Origin of the sequence: uncultured Microbacterium sp. (assembly GCF_963521695.1) — a bacterium.
Lineage (GTDB): Bacteria > Actinomycetota > Actinomycetes > Actinomycetales > Microbacteriaceae > Microbacterium.
The window spans coordinates 20,101-36,823 of the sequence record NZ_CAUQWC010000003.1; the positions used below are offsets into that span (position 1 = coordinate 20,101).

The 16,723-nt window shown below is 69.7% G+C and carries 18 protein-coding genes and 2 tRNA genes; 10 read left to right on the plus strand and 10 right to left on the minus strand.

Annotated features, from left to right (window positions below):
• The first annotated feature begins 302 nt into the window (after positions 1-302).
• On the plus strand, positions 303-2,582 hold the full coding sequence (ligA, locus tag RWP81_RS00435) for an NAD-dependent DNA ligase LigA (protein WP_399540514.1): 2,280 nt from the start codon (positions 303-305) through the stop codon (positions 2,580-2,582).
• Between the two features lie 87 nt (positions 2,583-2,669).
• On the opposite strand, the gene RWP81_RS00440 is transcribed toward ligA, so the two are convergent.
• Together RWP81_RS00440 and RWP81_RS00445 are read right to left on the minus strand one after the other, a co-directional pair.
• Positions 2,670-3,161: a hypothetical protein gene (locus tag RWP81_RS00440; protein WP_314451196.1), complete on the minus strand. Its 492-nt coding sequence runs from the start codon at positions 3,159-3,161 to the stop codon at positions 2,670-2,672.
• Between the two features lie 92 nt (positions 3,162-3,253).
• Positions 3,254-4,933 (minus strand): long-chain-fatty-acid--CoA ligase, encoded by a 1,680-nt coding sequence (locus RWP81_RS00445; RefSeq protein ID WP_314451198.1) that lies wholly within the window; start codon positions 4,931-4,933, stop codon positions 3,254-3,256.
• 154 nt (positions 4,934-5,087) lie between these two features.
• Between RWP81_RS00445 and gatC the strand changes: the two genes are divergently transcribed.
• The 6 genes from gatC to RWP81_RS00475 all read left to right on the plus strand — a co-directional run bounded on the left by gatC (position 5,088) and on the right by RWP81_RS00475 (position 11,077).
• Entirely contained in the window at positions 5,088-5,387 is a 300-nt protein-coding gene (gene gatC, locus RWP81_RS00450) for an Asp-tRNA(Asn)/Glu-tRNA(Gln) amidotransferase subunit GatC (protein ID WP_055954207.1), read from the plus strand.
• Between the two features lie 64 nt (positions 5,388-5,451).
• Positions 5,452-6,972: an Asp-tRNA(Asn)/Glu-tRNA(Gln) amidotransferase subunit GatA gene (gene gatA, locus RWP81_RS00455; protein ID WP_314451201.1), complete on the plus strand. Its 1,521-nt coding sequence runs from the start codon at positions 5,452-5,454 to the stop codon at positions 6,970-6,972.
• On the plus strand, positions 6,972-8,489 hold the full coding sequence (gene gatB / locus RWP81_RS00460; RefSeq protein WP_314451203.1) for an Asp-tRNA(Asn)/Glu-tRNA(Gln) amidotransferase subunit GatB: 1,518 nt from the start codon (positions 6,972-6,974) through the stop codon (positions 8,487-8,489). The genes gatA and gatB overlap by 1 nt, the downstream gene beginning before the upstream one ends.
• A 131-nt stretch (positions 8,490-8,620) precedes the next feature.
• On the plus strand, positions 8,621-9,877 hold the full coding sequence (locus tag RWP81_RS00465) for a DNA polymerase IV (protein WP_314451205.1): 1,257 nt from the start codon (positions 8,621-8,623) through the stop codon (positions 9,875-9,877).
• A 311-nt stretch (positions 9,878-10,188) separates the two neighbouring features.
• Positions 10,189-10,509: a hypothetical protein gene (locus tag RWP81_RS00470; RefSeq protein WP_055954219.1), complete on the plus strand. Its 321-nt coding sequence runs from the start codon at positions 10,189-10,191 to the stop codon at positions 10,507-10,509.
• Positions 10,484-11,077 carry a hypothetical protein gene (locus RWP81_RS00475; RefSeq protein WP_314451208.1) on the plus strand — a complete coding sequence of 198 codons (594 nt, stop codon included), beginning with the start codon at positions 10,484-10,486 and terminating at the stop codon, positions 11,075-11,077. Before RWP81_RS00470 ends, RWP81_RS00475 begins: the two co-directional genes overlap by 26 nt.
• A gap of 40 nt (positions 11,078-11,117) precedes the next feature.
• Here RWP81_RS00475 and RWP81_RS00480 read toward each other — a convergent pair whose 3' ends face one another.
• The 6 genes from RWP81_RS00480 to RWP81_RS00505 all read right to left on the minus strand — a co-directional run bounded on the left by RWP81_RS00480 (position 11,118) and on the right by RWP81_RS00505 (position 13,377).
• Complete coding sequence (locus RWP81_RS00480; RefSeq protein ID WP_314451210.1) at positions 11,118-11,600, minus strand: DUF2017 family protein; 483 nt, start codon at positions 11,598-11,600, stop codon at positions 11,118-11,120.
• On the minus strand, positions 11,597-11,881 hold the full coding sequence (clpS, locus tag RWP81_RS00485; RefSeq protein WP_314451212.1) for an ATP-dependent Clp protease adapter ClpS: 285 nt from the start codon (positions 11,879-11,881) through the stop codon (positions 11,597-11,599). Before clpS ends, RWP81_RS00480 begins: the two co-directional genes overlap by 4 nt.
• A gap of 14 nt (positions 11,882-11,895) precedes the next feature.
• The gene (locus tag RWP81_RS00490) at positions 11,896-12,177 is read right to left on the minus strand and encodes a metallopeptidase family protein (RefSeq protein ID WP_314451226.1); all 282 of its coding nucleotides are present in this window, start codon (positions 12,175-12,177) and stop codon (positions 11,896-11,898) included.
• Positions 12,178-12,526: 349 nt separating this feature from the next.
• A tRNA-His gene (locus RWP81_RS00495) sits at positions 12,527-12,602 on the minus strand.
• Positions 12,603-12,638: 36 nt separating this feature from the next.
• Positions 12,639-13,265, minus strand: a complete 627-nt coding sequence (gene orn, locus RWP81_RS00500) for an oligoribonuclease (protein ID WP_055954229.1) — start codon at positions 13,263-13,265, stop codon at positions 12,639-12,641.
• A gap of 36 nt (positions 13,266-13,301) precedes the next feature.
• Positions 13,302-13,377: transfer RNA gene (locus tag RWP81_RS00505), tRNA-Arg, on the minus strand.
• Positions 13,378-13,479: 102 nt separating this feature from the next.
• Here RWP81_RS00505 and RWP81_RS00510 point away from each other — a divergent pair.
• Complete coding sequence (locus RWP81_RS00510; protein ID WP_285137194.1) at positions 13,480-13,689, plus strand: methyltransferase; 210 nt, start codon at positions 13,480-13,482, stop codon at positions 13,687-13,689.
• Between the two features lie 166 nt (positions 13,690-13,855).
• Here RWP81_RS00510 and RWP81_RS00515 read toward each other — a convergent pair whose 3' ends face one another.
• The gene (locus RWP81_RS00515) at positions 13,856-14,464 is read right to left on the minus strand and encodes a hypothetical protein (RefSeq protein WP_314451217.1); all 609 of its coding nucleotides are present in this window, start codon (positions 14,462-14,464) and stop codon (positions 13,856-13,858) included.
• Positions 14,465-14,525: 61 nt separating this feature from the next.
• On the opposite strand from RWP81_RS00515, the gene RWP81_RS00520 reads away from it, so the two are divergent.
• Entirely contained in the window at positions 14,526-15,941 is a 1,416-nt protein-coding gene (locus tag RWP81_RS00520; RefSeq protein ID WP_314451219.1) for a PLP-dependent aminotransferase family protein, read from the plus strand.
• A gap of 37 nt (positions 15,942-15,978) precedes the next feature.
• On the opposite strand, the gene RWP81_RS00525 is transcribed toward RWP81_RS00520, so the two are convergent.
• The gene (locus tag RWP81_RS00525) at positions 15,979-16,236 is read right to left on the minus strand and encodes a hypothetical protein (RefSeq protein WP_314451221.1); all 258 of its coding nucleotides are present in this window, start codon (positions 16,234-16,236) and stop codon (positions 15,979-15,981) included.
• A 203-nt stretch (positions 16,237-16,439) separates the two neighbouring features.
• On the opposite strand from RWP81_RS00525, the gene RWP81_RS00530 reads away from it, so the two are divergent.
• Positions 16,440-16,723 (plus strand): single-stranded DNA-binding protein (locus RWP81_RS00530; protein WP_314451223.1); only part of this gene is annotated, 284 nt, incomplete at its 3' end.

Sequence of the window (16,723 nt, forward strand, 5' to 3'; positions counted from 1 at the left end):
GCGCGGTGGGCGCCGCGCGTGACGGATCCCGGTGACGGGCGGCGTTACGGGGAGGGGAGGGCGCCGCGGCGCAATCCGCTCCTCCGCCGCCGGAATCTCCTCCCCTCGCGGTGGTCGCGGCAAGGCCCTCGGACGATGTCGGAGGGCGTCCATAAGCTGTTGGAGTGACTGACCTTGCAACGCCCTCAGAAGACGCCGCACGCGAGGAGTGGAATGACCTCGCCCAGCGCGTCATCGATGCGCGCAATGCCTACTACGGCGACGACGCGGAGTTGGTCGATGATGCGACGTATGACGCGTGGATGCGCCGGCTAGAAGAACTGGAACGACTCGAACCGCGCCTGCAGGGGCAAGACAGCCCCACGCTCTCGGTGGGAGCGGCCGAGGCGACCGACCTCGCCACCATCGAGCACGCGGAGCGCATGCTCAGTCTCGACAACGTCTTCTCGGCCGATGAGCTGCGCGACTGGGCTGTCAAGACCGAGGCGGCCTCCGGGCGGAAGGTGCACTGGCTCAGCGAGCTCAAGATCGACGGGCTGGCGATCAACCTGCGCTACGAGAACGGCGTGCTGACGTCGGCGGCGACCCGTGGCGACGGGCGCGTCGGCGAGATCGTGACCGACAACGCCCTGCGCGTGACGGGGATCCCGCGCCGGCTCTCGGGCGAGGGTCATCCCGCTCTCGTGGAGGTACGCGGTGAGGTCTTCATCCCGGTGGCGAAGTTCGAGAACCTCAACCGTCTGCAGGGGGAGTACCGCGACCGCGCGGTCGCCGAGGCACGCGAACGCGCGGCGGGCCGTCGGGGTGCGCGCGCCTTCGACGAAGAGAGGGCCGAGATCGCGGCCGCCCGACGCTTCCCCGCGTTCGCCAATCCGCGCAACGCCGCCAGCGGCGGTCTCCGTCAGCAGATCGAGAAGAAGTCCGGGCTCGAGCTCGAAGCCGGTCTTGCCCGCATCGAGTCGCTCGCGCTGTACGTGCACGGGATCGGCGCGTGGCCCGAGCCGCCGGTGGAGGCGCAGAGCGAGATCTACGACCTCCTCGCATCGTGGGGTCTGCCCACGTCCCCCTACAGCCGGGTGGAGTCGACCATCGACGGCGTCCTGTCGTTCGTCGCACACCACGGTGAGCATCGGCACGCCGTCGAGCACGAGATCGACGGCGTCGTCGTCAAGGTCGATGAGCTCGCGCTGCACGATGAACTCGGGGCGACTAGCCGCGCTCCGCGGTGGGCGATCGCTTACAAATATCCGCCCGAACAGGTCAATACGAAGCTGCTCGACATCGTCGTCTCGGTCGGTCGCACGGGCCGGGCGACGCCCTTCGCGGTCATGGAGCCGGCGAAGGTGGCGGGTAGCGTCGTGCGACAGGCGACCCTGCACAACCAAGACGTCGTGAAGGTCAAAGGCGTCCTCATCGGCGACACGGTCGTGCTGCGCAAGGCCGGCGACGTCATCCCCGAGGTGCTCGGGCCGGTGGTCGAACTGCGCGACGGCAGCGAACGCGCCTTCGTCATGCCCACCGACTGCCCCGAGTGCGGCACGCCGCTCCGGCCCGCGAAAGAGGGCGACATCGACCTGCGCTGTCCGAACGCGCGGTCCTGCCCGGCACAGGTCCGCGGGCGTGTCGAGCACATCGGCTCGCGGGGCGCCCTCGACATCGAGGCACTCGGCGAGGTGACGGCTGCGGCCCTGACGCAGCCCGAAGTGCCCGAGCGGCCGCCCCTCGACACCGAGGCGGGACTCTTCGATCTGACGATCGAGGAGCTCGTCCCGATCCAGGTGGTCGTCCGGGAGTCCGAGACGGGTGAACGCAAGATCGACCCCGACACCGGTGAACTGGTGCGACGAGCTCCCTTCCAGAAGCTCGGCCCCGCGTCGTACCCGCCGGGCAGCGAAGAACTCGACGCCGCCGAACGGCGACGCCGAGGCGTCCGGAAAGACTTCCGAGAGGTACTCCCGTCGGAGCAGGCGACCAAACTGGTCGCCGAACTGCAGAAAGCCAAGACGAAAGACCTGTGGCGTCTGCTTGTCTCGCTCAACATCCGTCACGTCGGACCGGTCGCGGCCCGCGCCCTCGCGCAGTGGTTCGGTTCGCTCGACGCCATCCGCGCGGCTTCCCGCGAAGAGCTCGCCGCCGTCGAAGGGGTGGGCGGCATCATCGCCGACGCCGTGATCGACTGGTTCGAGGTCGACTGGCACCGCGAGATCGTCGACCGCTGGCAGGCCGCCGGTGTGCGCTTCGCCATTCCCGGCCATCCCGGTCCGGGAGCCGCGGCAGCCGCGGGCGGCGTGCTCGCGGGGGTCACGGTGGTGGCGACGGGCTCGCTCGAGGGCTACACGCGCGAGGGCGCGCAGGAGGCGATCATCTCCGCGGGAGGCAAGGCGGCGTCGAGCGTGTCGAAGAAGACGGACTTCGTCGCGGCGGGCCCGGGCGCAGGATCCAAACTCGCGAAGGCCGAAGAACTCGGGCTGCGGATTCTGGATGCCGCGCAGTTCCGCATCCTCGTCGAGCAGGGCCCTGCGGCGCTCGACGGCGATCAAGAGACGGTCGATGAGAACGCGGGCGACGGTTCCGCCGACTGACACGGCCCGCGGGCGCAAACTGACACGGTCCGCGGGCGCACGAGGGCGGGGGGCCGGGAGACCGAGCTCCCGCCCCTCCGTCCGATGTCAGCCCTGGCAGGCCGTTCCCGCTTGCGTGAAGCTCTCCTGCAGCGCGGTCACCTGAGCGCCGAACTCGCTCGCCCGGGCGGGGTCGGCCGTGAACCCCTCGAGGAACGCGGCGTACTCGTCGAGCTGGGCACCGGCCTTCTGCGCGAGGGGAGCGATCTCCTCGTTCGTGATGCGCGAGAACTCTCCCTGCACTTTCTCGGTCAGCGCGTTGAAGGCGGCGAAGGTGGCCTGGGGGTCTGTGGTGTCCATGGACTGGCTGGTCGACACCACGTCGCCGAACGACGCGATGACGATCTGGCAGGCGTCGGCCTTCGACTGTCCGCCTTCCGTCTCCCCGGACTCCGGCGACGGTGACGATGCCGCCGGGGTCGAGGCCGCCGGTGCCACCGACTCGGCCGCTGTCGTCGATGCGTCACCGGCGGAGCAACCGGCGAGCAGCAGCAGCGCCGACGCGGCGATGAGAGCGAACGGTGTACGTGTTCTGGTCATGATTTCCCCCACAGAGTCACAGCCGGGCCGCGATCGACCCGCGCTGCCACCGTAGCGAAGGACGCGAACGCGATAGCCTCCGCGGCGGAGGCTCAGTCGGACAACAGCCGGTCGCGTACCTGTCGCCGCAGGACTTTGCCGATGAGCGAGCGCGGGAGCTCCTCGACCACCACGAGGCGCTTCGGCACTTTGTAGGGCGTCAGGATGCCGCGCGCGAACGCGCGGACGGCCTCCGCGTCGAACGTGTCGGGGTCCGAAGCGACGACCGCCGCGACGACCTGTTCGCCGGAGTGCTCGTCGGGCAGCCCCACCACCGCGACGTCGGTCACTGACGGGTGCTGGCGCAGCACGCTCTCGACTTCTGTGGGGGCCACGTTGAAGCCGCCGGTGATGATCAGTTCTTTGATCCGGTCGACGATGCGGACGAAGCCCGCCTCGTCGATCGTCACGATGTCACCGGTGCGGAACCAGTCGTCGACGAACACGGCCGCGGTTTCTTCGGGCTTGCCGTAGTACCCGCGGAACACCTGCGGCCCCCGTACGAGGAGTTCGCCGCGCTCGACGTCGGTGTCGGGGTCGTCGGGGTCGACGACGCGGCACTCCGTCCCCGGGAGCGGCAGCCCCACGGTTCCGGCGACGCGGTTGTCGGCGACGGGGTTCGCCATCAGCACGGGGGAGCACTCGCTGAGGCCGTACCCCTCGACGAGGAACCCGCCCGTCGCCTTCTCGAACGGCACGACGAGCTCGTGCGGGAGGGCCATGGCGCCCGAGATGGCCACATCGGTGCCGGCGAGCGAGACACCCTGCTGCTGCGCCGCCGTCAGCAGACGATCGGCGATGGGCGGCACGAGCGGGAGGAACGTGGCCGGGTGCTTCTTCGTGGCCGCGAGCACGAGATCGGGGTCGAACTTCGGAAAGAGCACCAGACGCGCGCCCATCGACATCGCGAACGTCAGGCACAGCGTGAGGCCGTAGGCGTGGAACATCGGCAGGACCGCGTAGACCACGCACCCCTCGCCCCGGACGATCTGCGGGACCCACGCCCGTGCCTGAGCGGCGTTCGCGAGGAGGTTCGCATGGGTGAGCATCGCACCCTTCGGTGTGCCCGTCGTGCCGCTCGTGTACTGGATGATCGCGAGGTCGTCGGCCGCGGGACGGGGATGCGAGGCCGGAAGCGCCGTGTGCCGGACGAGACCGTCCCAGTCGACCGCGCCTTTCGTGCTCGCGTGGAGTGCTGCACGCGATTCCCGTGCCTTGGCGACGGGGAGTCGAAGGGCGAGACGCGTCATCAGGGGCATCGCGCGGGTCACGTCGACCGAGACGAGCGTGTCGACGCGGAGGTCGGCCGGGAACTCCTGCACCGTCGCGACAACCTTGCTCCAGACGATCGCGTGTTTCGCGCCGTGGTCTTCGAACTGCTTGCGCAGCTCGCGCGGGGTGTAGAGCGGATTGTGCTCGACGACCACCGCGCCCAGCCGCAGCACCGCGTAGAAGGCGACGATGTGCTGCGGGCAATTCGGCAGCACGATGGCGACGGGATCTCCCGCGCGGACACCGTGGGCCGCCAGGGCGGCGGCTGCGCGTGCGATCTGCTCGGAGAGCTCGGCGTAGGTCGTCTCACGGCCGAAGAACTGCAGGGCCGGGGCGTCGGGATAATCGCGGACGGACGCGTCGACGATGTCGATGAGCGAACCGCTCTGCGGGGCCAGGTCTTCCGGCACCCCCGCGGCGTAGCTCGTGGTCCAGGGTCGCGGCGGATCGAAGCTCGTCACCCGGCCAGCCTAGAACGCGGGTGTTCCCACCGGCCGACCTGTCCACAGCCGACGAGGAACGATCGCGCACCCGGTTCCCGCGGGACGGGGAATCGTCGCGCACCGCATCCACCGCGGTCCCGGGTGTCGGCGACGCGCGAACTAGACTCGACGGGTGTCTGAAATCACCCCTGATCTCGTGCGCCATCTCGGTGTGCTCGCTCGGATCCAGTTGAGCGACGAAGAGGTGCAGAGCCTCACCGGCCAACTGGATGCCATCGTCGACAACATCGCGAAGGTGTCCGAGGTCGCGACCCCGGATGTCGTCGCGACGAGCCACCCGATCCCGCTCGAGAACGTCTTCCGCCCCGACGTCGTGCAGCCGCAGCTGACGCGTGAGCAGGTGCTGCAGAACGCGCCCGACCAAGCCGACGGCCGTTTCCGTGTCACCGCGATCTTGGGGGAGGAACAGTGACCGGCGACGTCCCATCGACCACCGACCTCGTGTGCACCGCGTCCGCGACGAAGGAGCAGAGACGATGAGCGATCTCACCCGCTTGACCGCAGCCGAGCTGGCCTCGAAGCTCTCGGCATCCGAGGTGTCCAGCGTCGAAGCCACGCAGGCGCACCTCGACCGCATCGCCGCCGTCGACGCTGACGTCCACGCCTTCCTCCACGTCAGCGACCACGCGCTCGACGTCGCGGCCGACATCGACCGCCGCCGCGCCGCCGGCGAGCGACTGCACGAGCTGGCCGGTGTTCCCCTGGCGGTGAAAGACGTGCTCGTCACCACCGACATGCCCTCCACGAGCGGATCGAAGATCCTCGAGGGCTACATGTCGCCCTACGACGCTACGGTCGTCGCGCGCTCGCGCGCCGCGGGCCTCGTCCCGCTGGGCAAGACCAACATGGACGAGTTCGCGATGGGCTCCTCCACCGAGTTCTCGGCATACGGCCCCACCCGCAACCCGTGGGACCTCGACCGCATCCCCGGAGGCTCCGGCGGTGGGTCGGCCGCGGCCGTCGCCGCTTTCGAGGCGCCGCTCGCCCTCGGCTCCGACACCGGCGGCTCGATCCGCCAGCCCGCCCACGTCACCGGCACGGTGGGCGTGAAGCCGACCTACGGCGGAGTGAGCCGGTACGGCGCCATCGCGCTGGCATCCAGCCTCGATCAGGTGGGGCCGGTCACCCGCACCGTGCTTGACGCGGGACTGCTGCACGACGTCATCGGCGGACACGACGCGAACGATTCGACGTCGCTGTCTGACGCATGGCCGTCGTTCGCCGCCGCCGCCCGAGAGGGTGCGACGGGCCAGGTGCTCAAGGGACTGAAGGTCGGCGTCGTCCGCGAGCTCGACGGCAGCGGCTTCCAGTCGGGTGTCACCGCGTCGTTCCGCGCGGCGCTGTCAGCGATGGAGGCGCAGGGCGCCGAGATCGTCGAGATCAGCGCGCCGCACTTCGAGTACGGCGTGGCCGCCTACTACCTGATCCTCCCCGCCGAGGCGTCGAGCAACCTCGCGAAGTTTGACTCCGTGCGCTTCGGCATGCGCGTGAACCCGCAGGGCGCGGCAACCGTCGAGAACGTCATGGCCGCGACCCGCGACGCGGGCTTCGGCCCCGAGGTGAAGCGACGCATCATCCTCGGCACCTACGCCCTGTCGGCCGGCTACTACGACGCCTACTACGGCAGCGCGCAGAAGGTGCGCACTCTCATCCAGCAGGACTTCGATGCGGCCTTCGGCCAGGTCGACGTGATCGCGACCCCGTCGGCCCCGACCACGGCCTTCCGGATCGGCGAGAAGATCGACGACCCGCTGCAGATGTACCTGAATGACATCACGACGATCCCGGCGAACCTCGCGGGGGTCCCGGGCATCTCCATCCCCAGCGGCCTCGCCGAAGAAGACGGTCTGCCCGTCGGCATCCAGTTCCTCGCCCCCGCCCGCGAAGACGCCCGTCTGTACCGCGTCGGCGCGGCGCTCGAAGCACTGCTGGTCGACCAATGGGGCGGACCGCTGCTGGATCGCGCCCCCTCTCTCACGAACGGAGCGTCGCTCTGATGGCCAAAGACGCACTCATGGACTTCGACGAGGCGCTCGAGTTGTTCGAGCCCGTCCTCGGCTTCGAGGTGCACGTCGAGCTGAACACCGCCACCAAGATGTTCTCGGCGGCACCCAACCCGGCCAACGAGGCGAACCACGGCGCGGAGCCCAACACGCTCGTCGCCCCCGTCGACATGGGACTCCCGGGTGCCCTCCCGGTGGTCAACCAGGAGGCGATCCGCTCGTCGATCAGCCTCGGCCTCGCCCTCGGCTGCTCGATCGCCCCGTCGAGCCGGTTCTCGCGGAAGAACTACTTCTACCCCGACCTCGGGAAGAACTATCAGATCTCGCAGTACGACGAGCCGATCGCCTTCGAAGGCTCGGTCGACGTCGAACTCGCCGACGGGACGATCGTGACGATTCCGATCGAGCGGGCGCACATGGAAGAAGACGCCGGAAAGCTCACCCACATGGGAGGCTCGACCGGTCGCATCCAGGGCGCGGAGTATTCGCTGGTCGACTACAACCGCGCCGGCGTCCCCCTCGTCGAGATCGTCACCAAGCCGATTTTCGGTGCCGAGCACTCGGCCCCCGACCTGGCGAAGGCCTATGTCGCGACCATCCGCGACATCGTCCGCGGACTCGGTATCTCCGAGGCGAAGCTCGAGCGCGGCAACCTGCGCTGCGACGCGAACGTATCGCTGCGTCCCCGCGGGCAAGAGAAGCTGGGCACCCGCACCGAGACGAAGAACGTCAACTCGATGCGCTCGGTCGAGAGAGCGGTGCGTTACGAGATCCAGCGGCAGGCGGCAATCCTCGCCAAGGGCGGCACGATCACGCAGGAGACGCGGCACTGGCACGAGGACACCGGGCGTACCTCGCCCGGTCGTCCCAAGTCGGATGCCGACGACTACCGCTACTTCCCCGAGCCCGACCTGCTGCCCGTGGTCCCCGCGCCGGCGCTCATCGAGGAGCTGCGCGCAGCGCTCCCCGAGCCGCCGGCCACTCGCCGTCGCCGGCTGAAGGCCGAGTGGGGCTTCACCGACCTGGAATTCCAGGACGTCGCGAACGGTGGGCTGCTCGACGCCGTCGCCGAGACCATCGCGGCGGGTGCCGCCCCCGCGGCTGCCCGCAAGTGGTGGACCGGTGAGATCACCCGTGTCGCCAACACCCAGGAGCGCGACGCCGCCGATCTCGTGTCGCCTGCGAACGTCGCCGCGCTGCAGAAGCTCGTCGATGCGGGAACCCTCACCGACAAGCTCGCGCGCCAGGTGCTCGAGGGCGTCATCGCCGGCGAGGGAACCCCGCAAGAGGTCGTCGACTCGCGCGGTCTCGCGGTCGTCTCCGACGACGGGGCGCTCATCGCGGCGATCGACACCGCTCTCGCCGCCCAGCCCGACGTGCTGGCGAAGATCCGCGACGGCAAGGTGCAGGCGGCTGGCGCCGTCATCGGCGCGGTCATGAAGGCCATGAGAGGTCAGGCCGACGCCGCGCGCGTGCGCGAGCTCGTGCTGGAGCGCGCCGCCGCGCTGTAAGACACCGGATGCCACGACCTCGGCCGTCACGAACGGCTCGGGGTCGTGGCATCCGTCGTTGCGTCGACGTTCGGCAACCGGGCGAGCCCCGACCCCGACCCGATGTCGGAGGTCCGGGAGACAATGGATGCATGGGACGCGGAGACGGCACGGGGCGCATCGTCTCGCGCCCCGACGCGGATGACACCGGCACGGGCATCCTGCACGTCGACATGGATGCGTTCTTCGCATCTGTGGCCGTCCTCGACGACCCGTCGCTGGCGGGCAAGCCGCTGATCATCGGGGGATCCGAAGGCCGCGGCGTCGTCTCGAGCGCGTCTTACGAGGCCCGCCGCTACGGGGTCAAGTCGGCCATGCCCGTCGCCATCGCCCTTCGGCTCTGCCCGACGGCGATCGTGGTCAACCCGCCGTATTACCGCTACACCGAGATGTCGCGCCAGGTGATGGCCCTCTTCCACGACGTCACCCCTCTGGTCGAACCCCTCTCGATCGACGAAGCCTTTCTCGACGTCCGCGGCGCGCGGCGGCTCTGGGGCAGCCCCGGCACCATCGCTCGAGAGCTACGCGCTCGGGTGCGGGCCGAGACCGGACTCACCTGCAGCATCGGCGTGGCGGCGACCAAGCATGTGGCCAAGATGGCCTCGACGATCTCGAAGCCCGACGGGTTGCTCGTCGTCGCGGCGGCCGACACCGAAGCGTTCCTCCGACCCCGTTCGGTACGGGCCCTGTGGGGCGTCGGACCCAAGGCGGCCGAGGCGTTGGAGTCCCGCGGCATCCGGCTCGTCTCCGACATCCTCGACACACCGCGGCACGCCCTGGATCAGGTGCTGGGTGGCGCGATGGGCGAGCGGATCTGGCATCTGTCGCGGGGCATCGATGCGCGCGAGGTGCACACGGGTCGCTCCGAGAAGAGCGTCGGTCACGAAGAGACCTTCCACACCGACATCTCCGACACCGCCACGCTCCACGTCGAGCTCCGGCGCCTCGCCGACCGTGTCGGCGCGCGTCTGCGCGCCCAGCAGTACGAGGCGTCGACCATCTCGATCAAGGTGCGTTTCTCCGACTTCACGACGCTGAGCCGGTCGCGCACCCTGACCGAGCCCACCTCGGTCGGCCAGCGCATCGGCGACGCGGCGATCGAGCTGTTCGATTCGATCGATCGCCGTCAGGCCGTGCGGCTCGTCGGAGTGCGCGGCGAGAAACTCAAACCCGCGGCCATGGCGGCCACCTTGTGGGATGACGACGCCGAGTGGCGCCGCGTCGAGGGGGCGCTCGATGGGGCCACCGCCCGCTTCGGACGCGGCGCGGTGACACGTGGTTCCCTGCTGGGACCGTCACGGGGCGGGGGAGCGCTGCCCACGAACCCGCGTCCGTCGTACGACCACTGAGTCGCCGGGACGCGCGTGCCCTCCGCCGGGCCCGAAACGTCGGTGCAGCGGCTCGGTGGGGATGAGTCCTTCCGATGGGCTCGGGGGCTTCGACACGGTGCGGGTCCGTGCGTCCCTCCGACAAGCTCAGAGCCTCGGTACAGCGGCCCGGCGAGACGGGCCCTCTCGACGCACTCGGTGGCCACGGCGTGGCGCGGTTGCTCGCGGCTCCGTCGACGAGGTCGGCCACCCCGGGTGTCGGACGTCGCACGCGCGCGAGCTCGATGCAACGCCCCTTCGACGCGACGGACCCACCCGCTACGGTGGTGCACATGCCCAACATCGCACTCGAACTCGGCAAGCAGTCCACCCACTTCGGCGTCTCCGCCGCCTACGGCGAGCAGCAGGATGTCGACGGCGTGCGCATCGTCCCCGTCGCCCTCGTGTGGGCCGGTTACGGCGGTGGCTCCGACGAGCAGGGCAACGGCGGTGGCGGAGGCGGCGGCTACACGTTGCCGCTCGGCGCCTACATCCGCCGCGGCGACGACCTGCGCTTCGATCCGAACCTCGTGTCGCTGCTCGCTGTCGGCATCCCGTTCGTGTGGGTCGCCGGTCGCGCGCTCAGCCGTGTCATCCGCGCCCTCAAGAAGTAGCACCGACCCGGTCGACGCCGCCCTGGGTGCGGCGGTGGCCGCGCTGGCCGACCGCGTCGCGGCCGTCGGTGCGACCAATCCGGTGGTCGTGCTCGACGGTCGCAGCGGGGCCGGCAAGAGTTCTCTCGCGCGCCGGCTCGTCGCCGGCTGGCCTGGTCGCGACCGCGTGCAGCTCGTCGCGCTCGACGACGTGTACCCGGGCTGGGACGGCCTCGCCGACGGTGTCGCCTACGCGCGCGAGAGCCTCCTGCGCCCCCACGCGCGGGGGCTGATCGGCGTGTGGGAACGGTGGGACTGGGAGGCGGACGCACGCGCCGAGGCCCATGCGGTCCATCCGTCGCTGCCCCTCGTCGTCGAGGGTTCGGGTCTGCTCACACCGGAGGTCGCCGCCCTCGCCGACGTGTCGGTCTGGGTCGAGGCGCCGGCCGCGTCGCGCAAAGCGCGCGCGCTGGGCCGCGACGGCGACACCTACCGTCCGCATTGGGACCGGTGGGCGCTTCAAGAAGACCATCACATCGCCGTGCACGAACCGGTTTCGCTCGCCTCGCTGGTCGTTCGGGTGCCGTAGCGTCGTCGTCCTCGACGCGTCGTCCATCATGCACACGCGGTCAGCGTCGATCGAGTGCGGTCATCAACCCGTCGAGGCGGTAGCCGATCCAGTCGTACACCCCGAAGCGCGGGTCGTCGGGCTGATGGTCGTCTTCGGTCTGGATGCCGAGCCGTGTCGCCAGCACCAGACGGACCGCCGACAGCGTCCGCATCCATGCCAGGGCCTCGCCCTCGCCCAACGCGACGGCGATCGTGGCATCCGGGTCGCTCGTGGGGTCGAGATCGGCACCGTCGATGCCCAGGGTCCGCAGGACGGTCGCGGCATCCTGCCCTCGGCGCTCGAGGAGGTCACCGCCGGTCAGTCGGCGGAACTCCCGACTGGCAGCCCCATCGTCGGGGTATGCATCGGGGAGCAGCCGGGTCACCGCGGGATCGGCGGCCGAGCGGGTGTCGGCGAGCAGATCGCGGAATTGGCCGACGATGCCGGCGAGGTGCAGAGCCTCGAGGCCGCTGATCTCGAGCACGACGATGCGCTCGCTCACGCCGGGTCCTTTCTGACGGTGGCCCAGAGGCCGAAGTCGTGCATGGCCTGCGTGTGCGCCTCCATCACCTCTCGGGGTCCGCGCGCGACGACCGCGTGGCCGTCGTGATGAACGGCGAGCATCAGACGATGCGCCGTGGGGGCGTCGAAGCCGAAGTAGCTGCGGAAGACGTGCGAGACGTAACTCATCAGATTCACGGGATCGTTCCACACGACGGTCTGCCACGTCGAGGGGGGCTGTTCCGACAGCGCGCGAATCGTTTCGGCGTCGAGGTCGGGCATGGCCAGGCCACCCATCATGCCCACCCGAGCTCGTGGAGCCGCGCGTCGTCGATGCCGTAGAAGTGGGCGATCTCGTGCACGAGGGTCGTGTGGATCTCGTCGCGCAGCTCGTCCTCGTCGGCGCACGCCGCGAGGTGGGGCTCGCGGTACAGGATGATGCGGTCGGGGAGTTCTCCGACGCCGTACCGGTCGCGCTCGGTCAACGCCCACCCGTCGTAGAGGCCCAGCAGGTCGAGCGAGCCGTCTTCGGGGCGGTCCTCGACGACGAACACGACGTTGTCGAGGCCTTCGATCATGTCGTCGGGAAGCTGATCGAGCTCGTCGACGACGAGGCGTTCGAATGCCTCGGCGTCGAGGGTGAGAGGGGGATGATCATGGATGCCGTCATCGGCCGGCGTCGCCGCGTTCTCACGCTCGGACGAGGTCGTCACGCTCCCCGCGTACGAGTCTTCGCCGTCTTGCACGCGAACCTCCCGGGGGTGTGTGGAGCACGTGGTCGGCTCCGGCGTCGGGTCGCTACTCCGTCGTCGATTCTACGGGCGCGCGGTCTTCGCGGGCCGGAAACACGAGAGCCCGGCGGAGTGTGTCCGCCGGGCTCTCGATGGGGGAGGAGCGTGCTGTTGCCCGATCTTCCCTCTCTGTGACTGGGGTGGCTAACGGGACTTGAACCCGCGACCCCCGCGACCACAACGCGGTGCTCTACCGACTGAGCTATAGCCACCATGTGTCTGCCGCAGCAGACAACTTAACGATTATGTCATACGTCCAGTGCGAACGACGACACGGCCGCCGTCGAAACGGCCTTCGCCTCGTCGCTCGTGGGACCCGGCTGGGGGACGAAGACCGCGGCGCGATAGTAGGCCAGTTCGCGGATCGATTCGCGGATGTCGGCGAGGGCGCGGTGGCCCCCGTGCTTCGCCGGCGCCTGGTAGTAGGCGCGCGGGTACCACCGGCGCGAGAGCTCCTTGATGCTCGAGACGTCGACGTTGCGATAGTGCAGCCACCGGTCGACGCGCGGCATGTACTTCGCCAGAAACATGCGATCGGTGCCGATCGTGTTGCCGGCGAGGGGCGCTTTGCCCTCGACCGGGGCGAAGCGCTGAATGTACTCGAGTGCCTGGAACTCGGCATCCGCGAGGCTCACCCCGTGCGGGATCTCGTCGAGGAGGCCGGAGGACCGGTGCATCTCGGTGACGAAGTCGCCCATGTTGGCCAGGGCGGAGTCGTCGGGTTTGATGACGATCTGGAAGCCGGGGTCGATCACGTTCAACTCGAAGTCGGTGATGACGACGGCGATCTCGACGAGTTCGTCGACCGCGAGGTCGAGGCCGGTCATCTCGCAGTCGATCCAGACGAGCCGGTCGTTCTCGGAGGCGTTTACCATCCCCACATTCTAGTGAGGGGGCTCGGCGAGGGGATCTGGTCCCCCAGACACGATTCGAACGTGTGACCGGCGGATTAGAAGGCCGCTGCTCTATCCACTGAGCTACTGGGGGTCGTCCTCAGGATATCCGTCGTCGCCGACGCGCCGCACCAGCCCCTGGCGCGCCCGCCTGCGCGGGCGTAATCTCCGGCGCAACGAGAGCGAAGGAGCACTCATGTCGGAAACGGTGACCAAGCGTCTCTGGGTGGCCTATGGACCCGTCGGGGTCGTCGGGAAGATCCAGCAGGATGCCGAGGGATACAGCGTGCACATGGCGGGAAAAGACGAGCGGCTCGGCGTCTACCCGTCGATGGAGATCGCGAAGAACGCCCTGCACTCCCACCTCAAGCCCGGGAGCGACCGGCCGGAGTTCCGGGAGCACTGAGGATTGCCGCGCCTCTCGGGTGTGGATGATCCCGCCCGGGGGCGCGTGACTCTGGTGTCGGGTGGCGCCGGGTGCGCTCCTCGCGCGAGCGGGGAGGAACCCGCCTCGGTGGCGCTCACCGAACCAGACATGCCGCAGGACGCTTCGATGTGACCGGGGTCCCGCGTCACACGCGGGCGAGCCGTCGGGTGCGCGACGTGGGGCGGGTGAAGGCGAGCAACGGCATCGCGATGTGCACGAGCGGGCCGATGCCCAGGGCGAAGACGAGCGTGCCCACACCGACGGTTCCGCCGAGGAGCCAGCCCAGGATCAGCACCGTTCCCTCGACGGTGAGCCGGCACGCCCAGATGGGCCATCCGAACCGTCCGTGCAGACCCGTCATGAGACCGTCGCGCGGACCGGGCCCGAAGCGGGCGCCGATGTAGAGCCCCGACGCCACCGCCACCAGCACGACACCTGCGACGAGCAGAAGCACCTGCATCCAGAGCTCGTCGGGATGGGGAAGGATCCCGAGTGCGATCTGCATGCTCGTCCCGACGAGGAGGATGTTGGCGATCGTGCCGACCCCGGGCTTCTGGCGCAGCGGAATCCACAACAGCAGCACGGCGAGACCGACGAGGTTGGTGATCCACCCGATGCCGAGGCCCGTGACGCGCGACAGGCCTTGAGCGAAAACCGTCCACGGGTCGACGCCGAGTCCGGCGGCCACGGTGAGCGCGCACCCGACGCCGTACAGCACGAGTCCGACGAACAGACGAGTGATTCGCGAGAGCATGAAGAGATCCAATCATGAGATTGGACGCAGGTGAGGATGCCAATCCCGCTATCGTGGCACGATGGATTCCCGCATCTCCGCTCGCGCTCTCTCCGTCGCTCTCGGTGGCTGGCGGGGGAGCGGACCCGCCTATGAGGCACTCGCCGACGGCATCCGGTTGCTGTGTCTCGACAACAGGCTGGCCCCCTCGACGGCCCTGCCCGCCGAGCGAGAGCTCGCGTCGGCGTTGCACCTGAGCCGGACGACGGTAGCCGCGGCGTACCGCAGTCTGCGTGACAGCGGGCACATCGAGAGCCTGCGTGGAAGCGGCAGCGTGACGCTTCCGCTGCGGAGGAACGACCCCGGGCTGGACGCCGGCGACGCGGCGATCGACCTGCAGCAGGCGAGCCCCGCCGCGTGGCCCGGCCTGCCCGCGGTCATCGCCGAGGCGACGCAGGATGCCCCTGCTCTGGTCGCGCGCATCGGGTACGACGTGGTCGGCGACGCGGGGTTGCGCGCCGCGATCGCGCAGCATTACGCGGGTCGCGGCATGCCCACGTCGCCCGACCAGATCCTCGTCACGACGGGCGCCCAGAGTGCCATCCACCTCATCGCCTCGGTGCTGCTCAGCCGCGCAGACCGGGTGATGCTGGAGACGCCGACGTATCCGCACGCGGCCGACGCCTTCCGACGCGTCGGCGCACGGCTCATCGGCGTGCCGGTCGACTCGGACACCGGATGGGACCTCGAGCGCGCTGCGCAGAGCTTCGCGCGCGCTCTGCCGACGTTGGCCTACCTGATGCCCGACTTCCACAATCCGACGGGCCGGACCATGACCGTCGAAGAGGTGTCGGCGTTCGTCTCCGCAGCGCAGGCGGCGGGCACGCTGCTGGTGCTCGACGAGACCACGGCCCAGCTCGACATCGACCGCCCGGTCGGACCTGCGCCGTTCCCCGACGACGATCGCATCATCCGTGTCGCGTCGCTCGGCAAGACCGTGTGGGGCGGCCTTCGTGTCGGGTGGATCCGCGCGGCCCCTGACATCGTGAGGCGCCTCGCGAGCGGACGCCCGGTGCACGACCTCGGCACCCCCGAGATCGAGCAGGCCATCGCCCGGCGACTCGTGCCCCGTCTCGACGAGATCGCGCACCAACGCGGTGAGCTGCTGCGGGCGGGCCGCGACAGTCTGGTCACGGCACTTCGCCGGACGCTGCCCGACTGGGAGGTGCCCGACGTGTTCGGCGGCGTGTCGCTGTGGGTGGGCCTCGGCGAGCCCCTCAGTACTCCGCTGGTCATGAACGCGCGGGCACGTGGGCTGGCGCTCTCGGCGGGGTCGCGCTTCGCCGTGGAGGGCGGTCATGATCGGCGTCTGCGCGTGCCGTTCACGGCGCCCCCGGCGACGCTCGAACGTGCTGTCGACATCTTGCGCGCCGCCTGGGACGATGTGCGCGGCGGTCGGACGACCGCCGCGAGCGAGGACTTCGCCCGCGTCGTCTGACGCGCCCGGTCGAACCCGACGCTCCGCCGACAGTTCGTCAGCGCGCATAGCGCAGGCACTCGAGCGCGTCGCTCGACGACCAGAATTCTCCGAGCCGGCGGAAACTGCCGGACGCGGCATGGAACCGCTCGGCGGCATAGCGCCAGCCACCCTCGGACGAGATCGCCCGGATGTGACCCACGACGATGCCGCGCGGATCGGCGATGCGCCAGAGTCCGGCGGCGACGTGCGTCGCCGCTCCCCACCCGGCCGAGCGCGGAGCCGGGGCGAGATCGTTCCACAGTGCGGTGGTCATGCCTCGACGGTACGACCGACCTCCGACATCGGCTTCGGCGCGGGCGCGGGGCCGTTCCTCCCCAGCCGAGCGTCACCGCCATCCCTCCACGGAACGGCGGAATCACGCCGCGCGCGCTGACTCGTCCCGGTCATTCTGAGGGGGCTCCGGCATCCGTCGGGCACGCGGATGCCGGAGCGCACATCACGTCGAGAGGACACATCATGAGCGATCACATCACCCTCGTGGGCAACATCGTCGGGGACATCGAACAGCGGGCCACACGTGCCGGCGGCTCCGTCGCCGCCTTTCGCCTCGCGGTCGGCGAGCGAAGGCTCGACAAGGAGCGCGGCGAGTGGGTCGACGCGCACACGAACTACTACTCGATCTCCGTGTTCGGGGAATTGGGCGCCAATGCGCTCCGATCGCTGCGCAAGGGCGAGCGCGTGGTCCTGAGCGGAAGACTGCGGTTGCGCGAGTGGGAGACCGAGACGAAACGCGGCGTGAG

Bases quoted from the DNA above. Each gene is read 5' to 3' on its own strand.
- ligA (WP_399540514.1), top strand. From the start codon at position 303: ATGCGCCGGCTAGAAGAACTGGAACGACTCGAACCGCGCCTGCAGGGG.
- RWP81_RS00440 (WP_314451196.1), bottom strand. From the start codon at position 3,161: ATGACCAGAACACGTACACCGTTCGCTCTCATCGCCGCGTCGGCGCTG.
- gatA (WP_314451201.1), top strand. From the start codon at position 5,452: ATGAGCGATCTCACCCGCTTGACCGCAGCCGAGCTGGCCTCGAAGCTC.
- gatB (WP_314451203.1), top strand. From the start codon at position 6,972: ATGGCCAAAGACGCACTCATGGACTTCGACGAGGCGCTCGAGTTGTTC.
- RWP81_RS00465 (WP_314451205.1), top strand. From the start codon at position 8,621: ATGGGACGCGGAGACGGCACGGGGCGCATCGTCTCGCGCCCCGACGCG.
- RWP81_RS00470 (WP_055954219.1), top strand. From the start codon at position 10,189: ATGCCCAACATCGCACTCGAACTCGGCAAGCAGTCCACCCACTTCGGC.
- clpS (WP_314451212.1), bottom strand. From the start codon at position 11,881: ATGCCCGACCTCGACGCCGAAACGATTCGCGCGCTGTCGGAACAGCCC.
- RWP81_RS00490 (WP_314451226.1), bottom strand. From the start codon at position 12,177: ATGATCGAAGGCCTCGACAACGTCGTGTTCGTCGTCGAGGACCGCCCC.
- orn (WP_055954229.1), bottom strand. From the start codon at position 13,265: ATGGTAAACGCCTCCGAGAACGACCGGCTCGTCTGGATCGACTGCGAG.
- RWP81_RS00510 (WP_285137194.1), top strand. From the start codon at position 13,480: ATGTCGGAAACGGTGACCAAGCGTCTCTGGGTGGCCTATGGACCCGTC.
- RWP81_RS00515 (WP_314451217.1), bottom strand. From the start codon at position 14,464: ATGCTCTCGCGAATCACTCGTCTGTTCGTCGGACTCGTGCTGTACGGC.
- RWP81_RS00520 (WP_314451219.1), top strand. From the start codon at position 14,526: ATGGATTCCCGCATCTCCGCTCGCGCTCTCTCCGTCGCTCTCGGTGGC.
- RWP81_RS00525 (WP_314451221.1), bottom strand. From the start codon at position 16,236: ATGACCACCGCACTGTGGAACGATCTCGCCCCGGCTCCGCGCTCGGCC.